Genomic DNA, 19,015 nt, shown 5'->3' with positions numbered 1-19,015 from the left:
TAAGCACAACTGCGGCTCGCCATGATGAGGCAAATAACAATACTAGCCATAGATAATAGAAAGATACTGACCGCGAAAGATGACCTGCCCCCTACCGTGACTATTTTTTTATTGCTAGATTCTAGCAATTTTCGCCCGGAGTAAACTGTATAAGCCAATGTCAGAAAGAAAACTATAACTGATATGCTCATCACATATTTAACATACCCACTAAAGCAAAAGATCAACTTTCTTGTTTCGAGTACTATTTCGGGCTGCTGGAGGCCGCTTAGCACCTATAGGATAGCCATAATTGCTACCAACCCACCAAGGGCCATTGCCAAATACTCTAGGCGACTTAGATTCATGACGCTCTCATTTCGCATAACGCCCGTGTAAAGCGCGCGAGGTACGAGCGTCGCATTTGACGCGTTTGTTAGGAGCTTCGGTCTCTGCCACAGCGCCCTCCCTTTACTTTAAGTATTTTAACGGCTTCTTCCGATTTTAATAGCGTTGCGTATGGCGAGAGGCGAAATGTGCTACCGATTTCTGTAACCACCTTACTGGATGGAAAGTTCAACGATTCACCGAAGCCGTTTGTGATTTCTAGTTTCGATCCGATTATTTCTCTCGTGAATTTCTCGAACTTTTCTCCTTCGCTGTCTTCGAGGCGAATATTGATCTGGTACTTTCTCTTTTCGGGAGGATAGATGTTGGCGTTTTCAACGATTTCGATGTCAACAATGCACTCGGGCGCAATACGGTACGTGAAGACATCTTCGGCATAAGCAAAGTTTGCTGCCAGAGTGCACAAAATTAGCAAGGGTCTCAGCATCGATTGCTCCTAACGCCTTTATAAACAGCAGCCGAAGCGTAGCGTAGGCTGTCCAGTGAAGGCCGCTTTTTTTGGCCGTAACGATTTTTAATAAACTTGTTAAGTTCTTAGCCATAAAATTGAATAGGGCCGAAAAGCAGAAATAAAAGTGACAAGCCCATTCCAGTAACAACCCCGCCATAAGTGCCTGCAATAAGAGGCTTGTTTTTATTAAACGCTACGCTAATTGAGAAAGCCATACATACAAATATTACCAAGATAGCAGCCAGCCAATTGTGTAGAACTATACCAAGCCCAAACATTAATAAGGATGCCGCCAAAAATGAAACCCAAAACTCTTTTGTTGATTGCATTTTATTCATGTAGACACTTAACGCCCGCGTAAAGCGCGCGAGGTACGAGCGTCGCGTTTGACGCGTTTGTTATGGCTGCGGCCTACCATTTCACACCGTATGCTCTTACAACTTCTTGGGTCTTTTCATCAACTACCACAAGCATGTCCCCATGCGTGAGAAATTCACCATCAACAGTCTTTGAGCAACCAAGGTATACACGGCATTCGCCCTGCACTACCAAAAAACTTTGCTGTTCAGAGGACTCTTCAAGTTCGCAAAACTTAGCATGATCTTCATGTTCAGAGCGAACATGGGATACAACGTTGCCCCAAGCAGCTTCGCGCTCTGCTGAAGTGAATTGACAATCCCGCTCTACGGTTGCCCACTGTTCGTTGGTAGAACTGCATCCGACAACGAAAAGAATGATTGCAATCGAAAGTGTCTTCATCTCTTCAAGCCATAACAGCTAATTCATGCGACTCAGTCGTACTTTCACCTATCACCCTATCCCCTATAGAGACTGGATGAAGTTAAGTATGGAAGCCGTTGAAAATAGAGGGGAAAAGACATATTTTGACAGCTCCTTGTCTGGGGAAAGTGCGACTCGTATTTATTGAGGGTTTAATTTAATCTTTTTTATTCTACCGTGCAAGATCCAGCAACTTATTGAATTATCGAGAAAAATATTATTCTCCGACCTCCCCTTCACCCCCAGTATTCAAAGGTTTCCCTTGAGCACGGGGTGCAGTGCTAATAATCCGACACCGGCGCTAAAAATTACAGCCAGCTACGCTTACTGGCCGGACGCTTCGCGCCGAAGGCTTAGATCTTCGGGTTGAGCCTCTTGACTACTTATTTGCCCCACAAAGAAGTAGCCCACCCACTCTGCGCCTGATGCAGAAAAGTAATTTCAGAGCTATAAAGCAACGAGCTCGCGTGGGGTTTTCGCCCGTTTACGACTGAGCCGAGTGGAAGCCGATTTTAGGGGTTGAGCGCTCTGGACGAGCGCGAAAGGTCTAAGCGCACATGGATGTGCGGTTTAGATCGACCGCTAAAATTGGCTGGAGCGAGGGAACCCCGCAGGGGCCAGTTGTTGGGCGAGGTTTTTGGTTACTTTTTGCCGAAAAAAGTAACTCGCACGCCCGGCGACCCGGGCATATAAAAAAGCCCGCTTTAGCGGCCCCAAAAATCAAAAAAGCCCCACTCTGCAACCAAAGCGGGGCTTTCTTAAAGGCGGTGCACCCAAAGGCGCACCACCAAAACTTAAAGCGATATTAGCGTCAAAAACTTACGCCTTAAATTCCGCACGACCTTTATAAGGCGCGCTGCCGTTCAACTCGGCTTCAATGCGCAGCAGACGGTTGTACTTAGCTACGCGGTCTGAACGGCACAGTGAACCGGTTTTGATTTGACCGGCTGAGGTAGCAACGGCAAGATCGGCGATGGTGGTGTCTTCGGTTTCACCAGAGCGGTGTGAGATAACCGCGGTGTAGCCAGCGTCTTGCGCCATTTTGATGGCGTCCAGAGTTTCAGACAGCGAACCGATTTGGTTGAACTTAATCAGGATAGAGTTACCGATGCTTTTCTCGATACCTTCTTTCAAGATTTTGGTGTTGGTTACGAACAGGTCGTCACCTACCAACTGAACCTTGTCGCCCAGAATTTTGGTCAGGTAAGCCCAGCCGTCCCAGTCGCTTTCGTCCAGGCCATCTTCGATAGAGATGATGGGGTACTTGGCGGTCAGATCGGCCAGGTAGTCAGAGAAGCCTTCGGAGTTGAAGGTTTTGCCTTCGCCAGACAGGTTGTACTCGCCGTTTTTGTAAAATTCTGAGGCGGCGCAATCCAGAGCCAGAGTTACGTCTTCACCCAGCTTGTAACCGGCGTTGGCTACGGCGGTGCCGATAACAGACAGGGCTTCTTCGTTAGACGGCAGGTTAGGGGCAAAGCCACCTTCGTCACCTACGGCGGTGTTCAGGCCTTTTTCGTTCAGTACTTTTTTCAGCGCGTGGAAAATTTCAGCGCCTACTTGCAGTGCTTCAGCAAATGACTTAGCGCCAACAGGCTGCACCATAAACTCCTGAATATCAACGTTGTTGTCGGCGTGCTCACCACCGTTCAGGATGTTCATCATCGGTACTGGCATGGTGTACTTGCCAGCGGTGCCGTTCACTTCAGCAATGTGCTGGTACAGCGGAATGTTTTTGTCCGCAGCGGCGGCTTTAGCGGCGGCCAGAGATACGGCCAAAATAGCGTTGGCGCCCAGCTTGGATTTGTTGTCGGTGCCGTCGGCTTCCAGCATGGCGTTATCCAGCGCGCGCTGATCGGCAGCATCCATACCCACCAGAATTGGCTTGATGGTGTCGTTAATGTTGGCAACGGCTTTCAGCACGCCTTTACCCAGGTAGCGGGATTTATCGCCGTCGCGCAGCTCCAGAGCTTCGCGCGAACCGGTAGAAGCGCCAGATGGGGCGCAGGCAGAACCTACCGCACCGGATTCCAGAATCACTTCAGCGCTTACGGTGGGGTTACCGCGGCTGTCCAGTACCTCAAAGGCTTTAATATCGGCAATTTTGCTCATCGATCTATGTGCTCCAGTTGTCGTTTCAATAAAATTAATGATCAATCAATGTGTAAAGGCGGTAGCGCTTTTACTGTGTCATCAATTGCTTTCATTTGGGTTAAAAAGGGCTCTAATTTGTCTAATGGCAGTGCGCTTGGCCCGTCGCACTTGGCGTTATCCGGGTCTGGGTGCGCTTCCAGGAACAAACCGGCGAGGCCCACGGCCATACCGGCGCGGCCCAGCTCTGCCACCTGATGGCGACGACCGCCCGAGGCGGCGCCCATGGGGTCGCGGCACTGCAGCGAGTGGGTAACGTCGAAAATAACCGGCGCTCCGCCGCTCACTTCACGCATAGTGGAAAAGCCCAGCATATCCACCACTAAATTGTCGTAGCCAAAGTTGCTGCCGCGATCGCATAGAATCAGTTTGTCGTTGCCGCACTCGCGGAATTTCTCGCAGATGTTTTTCATCTGCCCCGGGCTTAAAAACTGCGGCTTTTTGATATTAATAACGCTGTCGGTTTTGGCCATAGCTTCAACCAAATCGGTTTGGCGGGCCAAAAACGCGGGCAGTTGAATAATATCGGCCACTTCGGCCACAGGCGCGCACTGAAAGGTTTCGTGCACATCGGTAATCACCGGAACGTTAAAGGTCTCTTTAATTTCCTGAAAAATTTTTAAGCCCTCTTCCATTCCCGGCCCACGAAAGGAGTGAATGGAAGAGCGGTTGGCTTTGTCGAAAGACGCTTTAAACACGTAAGGAATGTTCAGCTTATCGGTCACGGCTTTGTAGGCTTCGGCGGTTTTCATGGCCAGGTCGCGAGACTCCAACACATTCATACCACCGAACAATACAAAGGGGCGATTGTTGGCGATTTCTATACCGCCGACGCTAACAATTTTATCAGTCACTATTTGGCTCACTTGTCGCTGTCACGAAAATGCCCGGCGTACCGGGCATTGTAAGGTTAGGTGCGATTTTTTAACGCGGCGTCCACAAAACTGGTGAACAGTGGGTGACCATCGCGCGGGGTGGAGGTAAACTCCGGGTGGAACTGACAGGCCACAAACCAGGGATGATCGGAGATTTCCACCACCTCAACCAGGGTGTCGTCGCTGGACCAGCCGCCAATTTTTAAACCCGCCTGCTGCAGTTGATCAACATAATTGTTGTTCACTTCGTAGCGGTGGCGATGGCGCTCGACAATGACGTCTTGGCCGTAAATGTCGCGGCTTTTTGAGTCTTTAACCAAACGACACTCTTGCGCACCCAGGCGCATGGTGCCGCCCAAGTCGGATTTTTCATCGCGGGTTTCTACGTCGCCATCGGCGGTCACCCACTCGGTAATCAGGCCGATCACCGGGTCTTTGCAGTGGCGGTCAAACTCGGTGCTGTTGGCGTCTTTTAAGCCCAGCACGTTGCGCGCAAATTCAATCACTACCGATTGCATGCCCAGGCAAATACCCAGGTAGGGCACTTTGTTTTCACGGGCATAACGCACCGCCGCCAGCTTGCCTTCAACGCCGCGGTTGCCGAAACCACCGGGCACCAGAATGGCATCGGCGTTTTGCAGAATTTGAATACCCTCTTCCTCGATGCGCTCGGCGTCGATGTAGTCAATATTCACTTTGGTGCGGGTGTGAATACCGGCGTGGCTCAGGGCTTCGTTTAATGATTTATAGGCATCCAGCAAGTCCATGTACTTGCCCACCATGGCGATGGTGATTTCGTGCTCGGGGTTGAGCTTGCCATCGACTACGGCGTCCCACTCGGACAAATCCGCCGGGCCGCACTCAAGGTTAAGGTAGTCCACCACAATTTGGTCCAGGCCGTATTCGTGCAACAGGCGCGGAATGGCGTAAATGGTGTTGGCATCCGGCACAGGTACCACGGCTTTTTCGGGCACGTTGGTGAACAGCGCGATTTTGCGACGCGAGTCGTCATCGATAGCCACTTCCGAGCGGCACAACAGTACTTCGGGCTGCAGGCCGATGGAGCGCAGCTCTTTTACCGAGTGCTGGGTAGGTTTGGTTTTGGTTTCACCGGCGGTGGCAATGTAGGGCACAAGTGTTAAGTGCACCAGCATGGCGTGTTGCGGGCCCAGCTCGACTTTGAGCTGACGCACCGCTTCAAGGAAAGGCTGGGACTCAATATCACCCACGGTGCCGCCGATTTCTACCAGCGCTACGTCAACGTCGCGGCCGCCTTCAAGAATGCGGCGCTTAATTTCGTCGGTAATGTGGGGAATAACCTGAACGGTGCCACCTAGGTAGTCACCACGGCGCTCTTTGCGCAATACGGTTTCGTACACACGGCCGGTGGTAAAGTTGTTGCGACGGGTCATTTTGTTGCGGATGTACCGCTCGTAATGGCCCAGATCCAGATCGGTTTCGGCGCCATCTTGAGTTACGAATACCTCACCGTGCTGGAAGGGACTCATGGTACCGGGATCGACGTTAATGTAAGGGTCCAGCTTCATAATGGTTACCGCCAGGCCGCGGGATTCCAAAATTGCAGCCAGCGAGGCAGAAGCAATGCCCTTGCCCAGCGACGAAACAACACCACCGGTTACGAATATATAGCGCGTCATGTATAGCCTTGTAGAGCTTAGCGTTAAGAGAAATTGGGGAGAATGAGCGCGGGCTCATTCGGTGCACATCAAAGGCTTTGCAGCGATCAGTGCGGACCGCATCCATGGCTCAAGAAGTGCTTTCAGATGGGGCGCCAGAATACCAGAAAGCCCCCTGATGCTCAATCAGAAGTTGGGCTTTGTCGGGGTTCGAAACTCCATTGCAACGCCATTACACGAGCCCCCTCGCCAGTAAAAGCCTGGTTAACCCAGTAATCGCCCACGGCCGCCAGCTCGCCGTCAATAAATAACAGCGGCACCCGTGGGCGCAGCCAAGTGGGCACTTGGTATTCTTGCAGCAGTTTTTTAAGGGTTTGTGAATGCCCGCGCCCGGCAGGCTGGCAGCGCTCGCCGCCCTGGCGCCAGCGCACCTCGAGCTTGCCCGTTAAGTAATCGGGGTGGATGCCCTTGCAGGTGGCAGGTTTAAGACTGAGGCAATCGCCGCCCGGTAGGGCCAGTGGCTTGGTAACCGTCTGCCAAGGCAAGCTCGGCTCATCCGCGCCCGGCGCCCACTGGGCGCGGGCATCGAGCGCGTAAAGCCGGTCGGCAAAGCAGCACAGTTGCACCTGTGCCACAAAGATTCTGGCGGCCACGCTGGTGCCCTCTCCCAGCAGCTGCTGCTCGATATCCACTTGCGCCTGACGACTGATGCTGACCCCGAAACGTTCATCGAGCCAGTAGCGCAGGTAGTTTTTCTGCCGCCTTGGGGGTAATGCACGCAGATGCGCAAGATCAACACTGCAACCGCCGGGCTCGGGGCGCTCGGCCAGTTGTTGGCTATCCAGAATGGCTAAATCGGTAAGCAGTGATTGCGCCTCACGGCAGTGCTCAGCACTTTGCGTCATGGCTTTGCTGGCCTCGGGCCAGCGCTCGGTTAGTGCGGGCAACACCTGCTGGCGCAAATAATTGCGATCAAAATGCAGTTGCTGGTTGGACTCGTCTTCTATCCACTGCAAGCCGTGCTCGCGAGCGTAGGCGAGCAGCTCGGCCCGGCTGTAATGGAGCAGCGGCCGCCAAAGGTTGGCATTGCCCAGACGGCGATGCTCACCCATCGCCGCCAGGCCTTTGACCCCGGCGCCGCGCATCAATCGGTACAGTAACGTCTCGGCCTGATCGTCGCGATGGTGCCCCAACAGCACCACATCGCCGGGCTGGGTTAACTCTTTGATCGCCTGATAACGAGCCTGGCGGGCGCGCTCTTCAAGGTTGCCTGTAGGCGAATGCAAACCTAGCCGCTGAGTCAGTAGCGGCACCTCAAGGCTGTCGCACACCGCCTTACAATGGCGCTGCCAGCTATCGGCATTGGGCGACAGACCGTGGTGAACGTGCACCGCAACTACCGGCGTGCTCAGCTGGGCAGCACTTAAACTATGCAAGAGTACGGTTGAATCCAAGCCACCACTAAAGCCCACCAGCCACCGGCTGGCGTGGTGCTGGAAGGCAAGATCTTGCAGTGTGCGAACGACGGGATGAGTCATGGCGGCATTTAACCCCAGGCGCGGGTAGCGGGCAACAACTCTTGCGATTAGAAGCCACAATGGGTAGTGTTCAGAGCCCTGAAATTCACAACCCTGTCGAGCCTATGAGCGCAAAAAACACCAAACACATCGCCCCTTTCGGCACTTGGGACTCCCCCATTACCCCGGAAGCACTCACCGCCAACTCTCTGCGTTTGGATGCCCCGCAACTGTGCGGCGACATTGTGTATTGGCTAGAGTCGCGCCCCGATGAGGGCGGACGCAATGTGTTAATGCGCCAGGAGCTGGGCAAAGACCCGCGCGAGCTGCTGGACGCCAGCGTGAGCGTACGCACCCGCGCCAACGAATATGGCGGCGGCGCCTACCTGGCCACAGAAAATGCCGTTTTTGCCGTGTTCGACGCCGACCAGCGCATCTATAAAATCCCCCTGCGCCAGGGCCACTCCCTTACCCCCGTTGCCATTACGCCGGAAGGCGACTATCGCTACGCGGATTTTTGTTTTGATGCCAAGCGCGAACGCTTAATTGCGGTGCGTGAAGATCATACCGGTGAAGGCGAGGAAGTTGCCCAACTGGTGGCCATAGACATCAACGCCAACGACAAGGTGACAACGCTCGCCGAGGGCGCCGATTTTTACAGCAACCCGCGCCTGTCACCCGATGGCCGCGAGCTGCTATGGCTGAGCTGGCAGCACCCCAATATGCCCTGGGACGGCACCGAGCTGAACCTGGCCAAGCTGAGCGAAAAAGGCGAGATAGAGAACCACGAGGTGATCGCCGGTGGCGCCACCGAATCCATTTTTCAGCCCAGCTGGAGTCCTGCAGGCGACTTGTACTATGTGAGTGACCGCAGTAACTGGTGGAACTTATATCGCTACGATGGCGGCAAGCATCAGTGCGTGGTGGCCCGCGAAGCCGAATTTGCCACCCCCCAGTGGGTGTTTGGCATGTCTACCTATGGTTTTATAAGCGACGATAAAATCATCTGCTGTTACAGCGAACATGGCCTGTGGTCACTGGGGTTAATCACCCGCAAAAAGACCGCGCGCGGTTATCAGTTCAGCGCCTTGGCAAGCCCGCTCACCGATATCAGCAATATTCAGGCAAACGCGGACCACATTGTATTTACCGGCGGCAACGCCGAGCGCTCCAGCACATTATTTCACTTTCTCAGCCAATCTATTGGCCACAAAGCCGCGCCCCCCATGCAGCAGCTGCGCCGCTCAAAGCCCGCAAGCTTTGAGCCGGAAGATTTAGCCAAACCCCAGGCGGTTAGTTTTGCAACCTCAGGCAATGCAAGCTGCCACGGTTTTTACTACGCCCCAACCAACGCAAAATTTACCGCGCCAGAAGGAGACAAACCGCCATTGATTGTGATGTGCCATGGCGGCCCGACGGGCGCCACCAGCAGCGCCCTAAACGAAAAGCTGCAATTTTGGACAAGCCGCGGGTTTGCGGTTTTAGATGTTAATTATCGCGGTAGCACCGGCTACGGCCGTCACTATCGCGACAGCTTAAAAGGTAACTGGGGTGTCGCCGATGTCGCCGATGTCGCCGCTGGCGCCCAGTACTTGGCGGATCAAGGTTTGGCGGATTCACGCAAATTGATTATTCGCGGCTCAAGCGCCGGTGGCTACACCGTGCTGGCCGCCCTTACTTTTACTGATACCTTCAGCGTAGGCGCAAGCTTATACGGCATTGGCGATTTATCGGCGCTGGCCGAGCACACCCACAAGTTTGAATCCCGTTATTTAGACACACTGGTCGGCCCCTACCCCGAGGCCAAAGCCGTGTACACCGAGCGCTCGCCTATTCACCACATTGAGCAGCTCAGCTGCCCGGTGATTTTTTTGCAAGGCTTAAAAGACAAAGTCGTGCCACCCGAGCAGGCCGAAGCAATGGTCGCCGCACTGGAGCAAAAAGGCATAGCCAACCGTTACGTAACCTTCGCCGATGAAGCCCACGGTTTTAGAAGCGCCGAGGCGATCCAAACCGCCGCGCGCGAAGAGCTGGCGTTTTACCAACAGCAATTAAATTTAGGCAGCGCTTAATGGGCCGCTGGCGACCACCGCGCCCCAAAGGCTCGGCTTACATTACCGCTGAAGGCGCGGAAAAACTGCGCGCCGAACTTCGCTACCTATGGAAAGAAGAGCGCCCCAAGGTAACCGACGTAGTGCACGAGGCCGCCAAAAACGGCGACCGCTCGGAAAACGGCGATTACATTTACGGCAAAAAGCGCCTGCGCGAAATTGACTCGCGCGTGCGCTTTTTAACCAAACGACTGGAAGCATTAACCATTGTTGACCGTTTGCCCGATGACCGCGACCGGGTATTTTTTGGCGCCTGGGTAACACTGGAAGATGACGATGGCAAAGAATCGCGCTACCGCATTGTGGGGCCGGACGAGTTTAACGTGCGCGAAGGTCTGATTAGTATGGATTCACCGCTGGCCCGCGCCATGTTAAAAAAGCAGCTGGACGACGAGGTGGTGCTGCGCAACGAAGAAGGCGAAAAGGTTTATTACATCAGTGCGATTGACTATGAAGCCTAAACCCACCTTTCGAGTTTAAGCTCGCCTCTCGCTATTGAGCCAACCGAATGACAATTCCACTGGTCACTCACCCCGCCTATTCATTTGCCTTTCCCGGGCGCCACCGCTTTCCCATGGAAAAGTTTGGCCTGCTTAACGACTACCTGAGCGAACAAGGCATACTGACGCCTAACAATACCTTTCGCCCTGGCCCTGCGAGCAAAGCCGTACTTTACGGTGCCCACTGCCCCGAATACATAGAGCGTTTTTGTCGCAACGAACAGTCTGCCAGCGAAGTAAGGCGCATGGGCCTGCCCTGGAGTGAAGGCCTGCGCAAACGCACACTGATCTCTCCTAACGGCACCTTGCTTACCGCCCACCTTGCCCTAAGTTACGGCATTGCCTGTCACCTTGCCGGTGGCACCCACCACGCGCATTACGATTTTGCTTCAGGCTTCTGCATTATTAACGACTTAGCGGTTACCGCACGTACGCTGCTCGCTCAGGGAAAAGTTAAAAAGCTGCTGATTTTCGATTGCGATGTCCACCAAGGGGACGGCACCGCCGCCATTTTAGCCGACGAACCCCGCGCGATTACCTGTTCGATTCATTGCGAAAAAAACTTTCCCGCGCGCAAGGCGATCAGCGATATTGATGTCGCCCTACCCCCCGGCACTACGGATAATGACTATTTAGAGGCGGTTGAGAAAACCCTTGCAGAAGTGATAAACCAAGAGCAACCCGAGCTGGTTTTATACGATGCCGGCGTTGATATTTACCGTGAAGATCCGCTCGGTTTATTAAAAGTCAGCGAAGCGGGTATTGCCGAGCGTGATCACTTGGTGCTGAGTATTTGTCAGGCCCGCAACATACCCACCGCCACGGTTATTGGCGGTGGGTATGACGATGACCGCAAAGCCTTGGCCAAGCGGCACGCTTTGGTGGTAAAGCAAGCGCACCAGCTATGGGCTTAGCGCGAACCTCAGTTTGCGCTCGCGCGACTTACTAACAGTAAGTACAACAGCAAGCTGCTCCCGCTTACCAGGTTTTGTAAGGCAAGAATTTACCGTTTAAGGTCAGCAGTACGCGGTCGCCTTTCGGGTCTTCAATTTTGTCCACTTCCATAGAAAAATCAATCGCACTCATAATGCCGTCGCCGAACTTTTCCTGAATCACTTCTTTCAGCGTTTCGCCGTAAACGCCAACCACTTCGTACAGGCGATAAATCAGCGGATCTGTGGGTACGGCTTGATCCCATATTTTCGTGGGGAAGGCTTCTAAGGCTTTGGCAACATCGTCGCCCAACTCAAGATAGTCGGCTATTTTTTTGGCGGTATCGGCGGGCGAGCTGTTCATACCCAAGCAGGCCGAAGTCAACCACACCGGCGAGACGCCAATATCAGCGGCCATAGTTTCCCAGGTTAACCCTTTCGCGGCTTTAGCGCTTACCAGTGCATCGGTCATTGCTTGCTTATCCATAAAAACTCCTAACGGTTTCAATTTGCGTTAGGCTAGCTAGAGCAAGGCACAGGCCAACTTCTTCACTAGCAATTGTACGGACCATCATGCGGTGATTAGCAGGGCAAGCACTCAGGCCCTATGGACTAAAATGGCCCAGTAAACACTAGGGCGCGCACCGGATACTGGCGGAATTATCGATAAACCGGGATCTTTTCTGGAGCAAAAATAAAGAAAGTGCACCAACGGAAGGCGCCCACTTTATTCAGCCTTAGCCAAACCTGAAAAAATACTTTCACATCAGGTTATACGACGATACAGAGAAACGTCTGTTAATAGAGGTTTTTCAACTCGACCACTGTATTTTTTATTGATCAAATTGCGCACACTTTTTTGTAGAGCAGCGAGTCGATTGTCGCCCAGAGCAATGTGGTCAGAGAAGGTTCCCAGCAACCCGACATATTCATCGGCTGTATAGTGAATAACACGAGAAAAGCTTGTCCGCGCGACAAGTTCTAAGCCAACGTCTGCTTCAGGCTCAGATAATTGTGGGCCAAGACTGCTCTTTTTAAGTTCAGGAGCGTGGCGCTGATACACGCTCTGAACATCCGTGAAAAAGCCCGTCCGCGCTGCCGGACGATCAACTATTACCGCAAAGTGCGCACCCGGTTTTAGAAGGCTTGCGACCTTCCGGTAGCCGACAGCGGCTTCTACCCAATGGAAACTGGTGGCAGCGTAAATTAAATCAAACGCTTCGAACGAAGAGTTATAGTTTTCAAAGGTGGCGCACTCAAACTGGTAGCCCGCGTGAGCACGACAAACTGACTGACAAATTTCAAGTAAACGCTCACCGGGATCAATACTGGTTTGATCGGGGTTGAGTGCCTTAAACAGAAGCGTCGCCTGGCCCGTACCACAGCCGATTTCCAGTACTTTAGCCCCGGGCTGTAACTGTGCGTGATCAATAATCCACGGCGATAACCCTTGAGGTGGCCCCGGTCTAAAGCGCGCATAGGCAGATGCGACCGTATCAAAACTCAAGCTATTATTATTCACCGGCCAACGTCTTAATACGCTCTAGCTCATCAGCCAAAGAATTATCAGGCATAGATTGGCGCGCACGGCGGTACCAGTAAGCGGCATTGGCCAGGTCGCCCTCTTCTCTGTGCAGGTAACCATGCAATAAGCACGACAGCGAGTCGTTGCCATCCTGCACCAGCTCGTGTGCGCCATGCCAATCACCTTGCTCAATAGCGGCGATGGCTTTTTGCTGTGCGGCGTTGTTCATGTCACAAGCCCTCTTGTTTTGCTTTGTCCCACAGGGCGTCCATTTCCTCCAGGCTCATGTGCTCCAGTGGTTTAGGCGCATTGGCTTCAATGTAGCGAAACCGCGACTCAAATTTGCGGTTCGCGCGGCGCAACGATGCCTCGGGGTCTTGCTTTAAATAACGGCTGATATTCACTGCGGCAAAATATAAGTCGCCCATCTCGGCCTCTACGGCCTCCATATCGCCCGAGGCCAGCGCCTGCTCTACTTCTTCCAGCTCTTCGCGTACCTTGGCAATGGGGCCTTTGATGTCGTCCCAATCAAACCCGGTGCGCGCCGCACGTTTTTGCAGCTTAGCCGCGCGGCTGAGTGCGGCTAGATTCAGCGGAATATCGTCAAGCGTACCGCGCACGCCTTTGGCCTCGCGCTCTTCCTGCTTGATGTCTTCCCAACGCTGCTTAATAGCGGCTTCGTCGGCGGGCTGATCGCCGTAGCGCTCGCGCAAATTTTCGTTGGGGAATACATGCGGGTGGCGCCGCACCAGCTTGGCCACTAAGGTATCCACCACCTGATAAAAATCAAATCGTTTCTCTTCAGTGCCGAATTGACTGTAAAAAATTACTTGAAACAGTAAATCGCCCAACTCTTCTTTTAAGTGATCCAAATCACCGCGCTCAATCGCATCCGCCACTTCGTAGGCTTCTTCAATCGTCGACGGCACTATCGTCTCGTAGGTTTGTTTTAAATCCCACGGGCAACCATCGCGCGGATCGCGCAGGCGTTGCATTAAGTAGATTAAATCGTCGAGGGTGTAGGTTGGAGTGGGCATGAATTTGTATCCTATGTCTTGAAACGTCGGATGTCGGACGTCTGAGGTCAGACGCAAAAGCTTGGAAGTTGGCAAGACTGAAACGTCAGACGTCCGGCATCAGACGTCTGACATTAATCACAACTTCCTTCTCGCCGACGCAATATTCGGCAATTGATTTAACCGCGTTAGCACGCGACTGAGTTCATCAAAGCCGCGAATTTCTACGGTAATCAGCATATCCACCGAGTTTTTCTGTTTGTCGGACAGGGTTTGCATGGCGCTGATGTTGATGCGCTCGTGATCCAGCAGTGAGGTAATATCGCGCAGCAGGCCCGAGCGGTCGTAGGCCTCGACCATAATATCCACCGAGTAACTGCTCTGGGGCTTGCGACCCCAGTCCACTTTGATAATGCGCTCGGGTTCATCCGCCTGCAGTTGCAAAATATTACTGCAATCGGCGCGGTGAATGGAGACACCCCGGCCCAGGGTTATGTAGCCGGTAATGGCATCGCCCGGTACCGGGTTACAGCAGCTGGCGATTTGCGTCAGCAGGTTACCCACACCCTCGATGTACACATCCGAATCTTTTTTCGTTTTCGGTGAGCGGGCTTTAAACGGAATAACCGGCTCTTTGGGATGCTCTTTATCAATCAAACGCTGGGCGGCATTAAGCACCTGGCCCACGCCGATATCGCTGGCCCCTACCGCAGCGTACAGATCGTCCAGAGTCTGCATATTGAGCTTTTTCGCCAGCGCTTCAAAATCTAAATCCAGCAGCGCCAGGCGTTTAAATTCGCGATCCAGCAGCGCCTGCCCTTCGGCGATATTGTCATCGCGGGCCTGCACTTTAAACCAGTGTTGCACTTTGGCGCGGGCGCGGGCGGTGTTGACGTAGCCGAGCGCCGGCGATAACCAGTCGCGGCTGGGCGCTTCGCGCTTGCCGGTTAGAATTTCTACCTGATCGGCGGTATTCAGGTGGTAGTTAAGCGGCACAATGCGCCCGTTCACCTTGGCGCCGCGACAGCGGTGGCCAACATCGGTATGAATGCGGTAGGCAAAATCCAAAGGCGTGGCGGTTTTCGGTAAATCCACCACATGGCCTTCGGGGGTAAACACATAAATGCGGTCTTGATCGAAAGCTTTCAGATCATCCTGCAGCTGCTGCTCGCTGCTGCCGCCCAGCTCGTCGTGCCATTCAAGCACTTGGCGTAGCCAGGAGATTTTTTGTTCGTAACCGTCCTGCGCGGCATCGGTATCTGTGCCTTTGTAACGCCAGTGGGCGCACACACCCAGCTCAGCTTCATCGTGCATGGCGTAGGTGCGCACCTGAATTTCCAACACTTTGTTTTCCGGGCCGATTACCGCGGTGTGCAGCGAGCGGTAGCCGTTTTCTTTGGGCGAGGCGATGTAGTCGTCAAACTCGTGGGGGATGTTGCGCCACAGGCTGTGCACAATACCCAGCACGGTATAACAGTCGCGCACCGAGGGTACCAGAATACGCACGGCGCGAATGTCGTACACCTGAGAAAAGCCGATGCCCTTGCGGCGCATTTTGCGCCAGATGCTGTAGATATGCTTGGCACGACCGTTCACTTCGCCGTCGATATTGGCGGTTTTCAGTTCGCCACGCAAAAGCTCCAGCACATTGTCGATGTATTCTTGTCGGGCGATACGACGCTCGTCCAACAGCGAGGCAATGCGTTTGTAATCGGCGGGCTCCAGGTAGCGAAAAGAAAGGTCTTCCAACTCCCACTTAATGTGGCCGATACCCAAGCGGTGCGCCAGGGGTGCGTACACATCGGACACCTCGCGCGACACCTGGCGACGGCGCGCGGGGCTTGCGGTTTTTACCGCCCGAATGGCGCAGGTGCGCTCGGCCAGTTTGATCAGTGCGACACGTACATCATCCACCATGGCCACCAGCATTTTGCGAATGTTGTCGGCCTGCTCTTCGGACTGTTTACCGAATACTTTTTCATCGGACTCATTGCGCTGGTAGCTAATGGCCGCCATACGCAGTACGCCCTTAATCAGCTTGGCGACGGTTTCACCGAACTGCGCCTCTACCCCGGTGAGTGCGAGCTTGCCCTCTCGTACCGCGCGGTAGAGCACGGCGGCGACCAGGGTGTCTTGGTCCAGCTGTAAGTCGGCGAGAATTTCGGCCATTTCCAGACCGATACGAAAGCAACTGGTGCCCTCGCCCCAGCTGTGGGGGTCGGTACTGGGTAGAATATCGACACTTTGGCAGAGTTCGCAGGCGCGCTTAATTTCGGCCAACGTAGGTGAGCTTTGCTGCTCGATGCCTTCCAGGCGCTGCAGCCAGGCATCGATATCGACACTGCCGTCTGCGGCAATGGGGTGGTCTTGGCGGACTTTAACCATAGTATTTTTCGCTTGCGCTGCGTCTGGCGCTTATTTTTTGTCCTCCCGTGCACAGGGAGATCCGTAACGCGCGTATGACACGCGTGGACGACAAAAGTTCGCAGAGATTCTCTGGGCGCCTACTTCCGTAAGGCCGCTATGGTAGTCATTTGTGGGGGTTAATCAAGCCCGCTCTTTCGCAAGAGCGGGCTTCTCGAGCCAAGTTAATGGCAGAAGGTTAACAAGCGCTTACCTGTATCGCTTTACCGGCCTTATGTTTTTGCACCTCGACAAAGGAAAAGCGCAAATCCAACTCGCCGCTGGTAACCAGAGTAAAAGGCTCCAGAACACGGTAGAAAAACTCTTCCGGCGGCAGCACCAAGCCAAAGTCCGAGCCTACATCGGGGAACAGGTGCAGGGGTACCGTCACCCTTGCCCAGCCTTGGTCCACAAGGTTTTTAACCGTTTCGGTGATATCCAGGTCTGAGTTGCTATTGGGGCCACAGCCTAAGCGCAATGTAACCGGTGCGGTGGGGGCGCTATCGACTTTTACCTCGAACACCAGCGCGCCGTCGTTTTCGAGGTAATCCACCATTACCTGGCGGTCGCGGGTCGACAGGGCGACAAACCCCTCGCCCGCGCCATTCCAGAGCACACGGCGGGCGTCTTCCTGCACCTCGCGGTCTACGCAACTCACACTAACGCTGGTGGTTTCCGCGGCGTTGCCCGTTAAAGCTACTCGGTCGTTTTTGCAGCCTTCCAGGATGATGCCAAAGGGCTCCATGGGGCGCCGATTAAATACGGGCATTTCATCGCTGGCTTCAAAGCTCGCGTCATATTCCTCGGGCAAATCGTCGCCAAGGGTGTCTGCCTCACCGTAAGTCAGACCAAAACCGTAGGGGAACAGCGGGTCATAGTCGGCATCGCCCACATTTAGCGGGCCCTGATCTGGCGTGCGCGGCCAGGAGAAAGTCAGCTTGCCTTTTATCGGGTGCGCGATGTCGCCACTTGCCGTGGTAAAAAGCACATCGCCAACACCGGCGCCTTCGGTGCCCGGCTGCCAAATCACCACAAAGGCATCGGAGGCATTCAGCTCGCGGTTTATCCATAAAGGCCGCCCGGTGATAAACAATGAGACTACCGGAATACCCTCGGCTTTTAGCTTTTGCAACAGCGCCCAATCGCGGCCGGCTGATTCTTTGTACAACAAGTTCTGTACATCGCCCTGCATTTCGGCATAGGGCGACTCGCCCCATACCACAATGGCGACGTCGGGCTTTTCGCTGTAAGCGCCGTCTTGATTAAATTCCACATTGCCGCCAGCGCTGGTTACGGCATCGCGAATGCCGTCCAGCACGCTGCTGGCGCCGGGAAAGTCTTTACGGGTGGTGCCTGTACCCTGCCAGGTAACCGACCAGCCACCGGCCTGTTTGGATAAATTGTCGGCGCCGTCGCCGGCCACCAGTATTTTTTGTTTGGGGTTAAGCGGTAACAACTGATTTTTGTTTTTTAGCATCACCAAAGATTCACGCACCGCCTGACGGGCCACGGCGCGGTGCTCGGGAGAGCCAATAATCTCATCGCGACCGGCCAATGGGCGTTTGGAAGGCTTTTCACGCTCGAACAAACCGGCCCGCAGTTTCACGCGTAAAATACGACGCACTGCATCGTCGGCGCGCTCCATAGGAATCACACCGCTGTTAATTTGCTCCACCGTGTTATTGAACAACGTTTTCCAGTCCGGGTCCGGCACCATAAAAATGTCCAGCCCGGCATTAATGGCCTGGGGGCAATCCAGCACGCTGGCGCCCTCAATAAAGCCGTGGCCGTTCCAGTCGCCCACCACCAGACCATCAAAGCCCATGGTGTCTTTGAGTACAGTGGTTAACAGATGCTTGTGACCGTGCAGCTTTTCACCGTGCCAGCTGTTGAATGAGGCCATTACACTTTGCACGCCCGCCTCAATAGCGCTGATGTAACCGGCGCCGTGAATGTCGCACAGCACTTGCTCATCATCCACACAGTCGCCGCGGTCAATGCCGTTGATGGTGCCGCCGTCGCCGATAAAGTGCTTGGCCGTGGCAATCACATGCTCGGTGTTTAAAAACTCATCGCCATCGCCCGCCCCCTGCAAGCCCTCAACCATTTTGGCGGCATAGTCGTAAACGATTTTCGGATCTTCCGAGTAGGATTCGTAAGTGCGCCCCCAGCGGTCGTCGCGCACCACGGCAACGGTGGGCGAGAAATCCCAGTCGATACCAATAGCGGCAATTTCGCGCGCGGTTACTTCACCAATTTGGCGAATTAATTCTGGATTACCCGTCGCCCCCAGAGCGATATTGTGGGGAAACAAGGTCGCACCGACTACATTGCCCACGCCGTGTACCGCATCTGTGCCCCACATCATAGGAACGTACACCTTGCCGTCAGAGCAATCGGCGGCGGCATCAAAAAAGCTGTCGGCCAGGGCAACCCAGTCCGAGGCTTTGGCGTAACGGTCGTTGTTGGGCACAGAGCCACCACCGTTCAGTACCGAGCCGATGTGAAAGTCTTTAATATCTTGCGGGGTTACCTGCTTGATTTCGGGCTGAATCATTTGCCCAACTTTTTCCTCTACGCTCATTTGCGCGAGTATTGCTTCAACTTTTTCTTCTATAGCGGGGTCGGGCGCAACCACACTGGTGACTTTGGGCCAAGGCACAATTTACCTCCGAAGGTATCTGTCAGGGTTTTGTCGTCGCTATTTTTATGTTGGGCATTTTTATGGGCAGA

16 protein-coding genes are annotated in these 19,015 nt (G+C 54.0%); 3 read left to right on the top strand and 13 right to left on the bottom strand.

Annotated elements, in window-relative coordinates:
* Nucleotides 1-415: 415 nt before the first annotated feature.
* From NHM04_RS16885 to tilS, 7 genes are all read right to left on the bottom strand, one after another.
* Nucleotides 416-814 (bottom strand): hypothetical protein, encoded by a 399-nt coding sequence (locus NHM04_RS16885; RefSeq protein WP_254264923.1) that lies wholly within the window; start codon nt 812-814, stop codon nt 416-418.
* Nucleotides 815-921: 107 nt separating this feature from the next.
* Nucleotides 922-1,176: a hypothetical protein gene (locus NHM04_RS16880; protein ID WP_254264922.1), complete on the bottom strand. Its 255-nt coding sequence runs from the start codon at nt 1,174-1,176 to the stop codon at nt 922-924.
* 73 nt (nt 1,177-1,249) lie between these two features.
* Nucleotides 1,250-1,597, bottom strand: coding sequence for a hypothetical protein (locus tag NHM04_RS16875; protein ID WP_254264921.1), 348 nt, complete (start codon nt 1,595-1,597; stop codon nt 1,250-1,252).
* An 840-nt stretch (nt 1,598-2,437) separates the two neighbouring features.
* Nucleotides 2,438-3,727: a phosphopyruvate hydratase gene (eno, locus tag NHM04_RS16870; RefSeq protein ID WP_254264920.1), complete on the bottom strand. Its 1,290-nt coding sequence runs from the start codon at nt 3,725-3,727 to the stop codon at nt 2,438-2,440.
* A 41-nt stretch (nt 3,728-3,768) separates the two neighbouring features.
* Entirely contained in the window at nt 3,769-4,620 is an 852-nt protein-coding gene (gene kdsA, locus NHM04_RS16865; RefSeq protein WP_254264919.1) for a 3-deoxy-8-phosphooctulonate synthase, read from the bottom strand.
* A gap of 56 nt (nt 4,621-4,676) precedes the next feature.
* The gene (locus NHM04_RS16860; RefSeq protein ID WP_254264918.1) at nt 4,677-6,299 is read right to left on the bottom strand and encodes a CTP synthase; all 1,623 of its coding nucleotides are present in this window, start codon (nt 6,297-6,299) and stop codon (nt 4,677-4,679) included.
* Nucleotides 6,300-6,460: 161 nt separating this feature from the next.
* A complete protein-coding gene (gene tilS, locus NHM04_RS16855; protein ID WP_254264917.1) occupies nt 6,461-7,816 on the bottom strand; it encodes a tRNA lysidine(34) synthetase TilS in 1,356 nt (451 codons plus the stop codon).
* Nucleotides 7,817-7,875: 59 nt separating this feature from the next.
* Between tilS and NHM04_RS16850 the strand changes: the two genes are divergently transcribed.
* Genes NHM04_RS16850 through NHM04_RS16840 form a run of 3 tightly spaced genes read left to right on the top strand, consistent with a single transcriptional unit; the run spans nt 7,876 to nt 11,320 of the window.
* Nucleotides 7,876-9,867 carry a prolyl oligopeptidase family serine peptidase gene (locus NHM04_RS16850; RefSeq protein WP_254264916.1) on the top strand — a complete coding sequence of 664 codons (1,992 nt, stop codon included), beginning with the start codon at nt 7,876-7,878 and terminating at the stop codon, nt 9,865-9,867.
* On the top strand, nt 9,867-10,367 hold the full coding sequence (gene greB / locus NHM04_RS16845) for a transcription elongation factor GreB (protein WP_254264915.1): 501 nt from the start codon (nt 9,867-9,869) through the stop codon (nt 10,365-10,367). The genes NHM04_RS16850 and greB overlap by 1 nt, the downstream gene beginning before the upstream one ends.
* Nucleotides 10,368-10,414: 47 nt before the next feature.
* Nucleotides 10,415-11,320, top strand: coding sequence for a histone deacetylase (locus NHM04_RS16840; RefSeq protein WP_254264914.1), 906 nt, complete (start codon nt 10,415-10,417; stop codon nt 11,318-11,320).
* Nucleotides 11,321-11,384: 64 nt separating this feature from the next.
* Here the strand turns inward: NHM04_RS16840 and cynS are convergent, their stop codons facing one another.
* The 6 genes from cynS to NHM04_RS16810 all read right to left on the bottom strand — a co-directional run bounded on the left by cynS (nt 11,385) and on the right by NHM04_RS16810 (nt 18,944).
* On the bottom strand, nt 11,385-11,825 hold the full coding sequence (gene cynS, locus NHM04_RS16835; RefSeq protein WP_254264913.1) for a cyanase: 441 nt from the start codon (nt 11,823-11,825) through the stop codon (nt 11,385-11,387).
* A 279-nt stretch (nt 11,826-12,104) separates the two neighbouring features.
* Nucleotides 12,105-12,860 carry a trans-aconitate 2-methyltransferase gene (locus NHM04_RS16830; protein ID WP_254264912.1) on the bottom strand — a complete coding sequence of 252 codons (756 nt, stop codon included), beginning with the start codon at nt 12,858-12,860 and terminating at the stop codon, nt 12,105-12,107.
* Nucleotides 12,853-13,092 (bottom strand): hypothetical protein, encoded by a 240-nt coding sequence (locus NHM04_RS16825; protein ID WP_254264911.1) that lies wholly within the window; start codon nt 13,090-13,092, stop codon nt 12,853-12,855. Before NHM04_RS16825 ends, NHM04_RS16830 begins: the two co-directional genes overlap by 8 nt.
* A gap of 1 nt (nt 13,093) precedes the next feature.
* Entirely contained in the window at nt 13,094-13,900 is an 807-nt protein-coding gene (gene mazG, locus NHM04_RS16820; protein WP_254264910.1) for a nucleoside triphosphate pyrophosphohydrolase, read from the bottom strand.
* 117 nt (nt 13,901-14,017) lie between these two features.
* A complete protein-coding gene (relA, locus tag NHM04_RS16815) occupies nt 14,018-16,264 on the bottom strand; it encodes a GTP diphosphokinase (protein WP_254264909.1) in 2,247 nt (748 codons plus the stop codon).
* A 217-nt stretch (nt 16,265-16,481) separates the two neighbouring features.
* Nucleotides 16,482-18,944 (bottom strand): glycoside hydrolase family 3 protein, encoded by a 2,463-nt coding sequence (locus tag NHM04_RS16810; protein WP_254264908.1) that lies wholly within the window; start codon nt 18,942-18,944, stop codon nt 16,482-16,484.
* Nucleotides 18,945-19,015 lie beyond the last annotated feature (71 nt).

The organism is Gilvimarinus sp. DA14, from assembly GCF_024204685.1.
Classification (GTDB): domain Bacteria; phylum Pseudomonadota; class Gammaproteobacteria; order Pseudomonadales; family Cellvibrionaceae; genus Gilvimarinus.
Note: the sequence above shows the minus strand (reverse complement) of the source record. Positions and strands in the feature narration are given on the sequence as shown.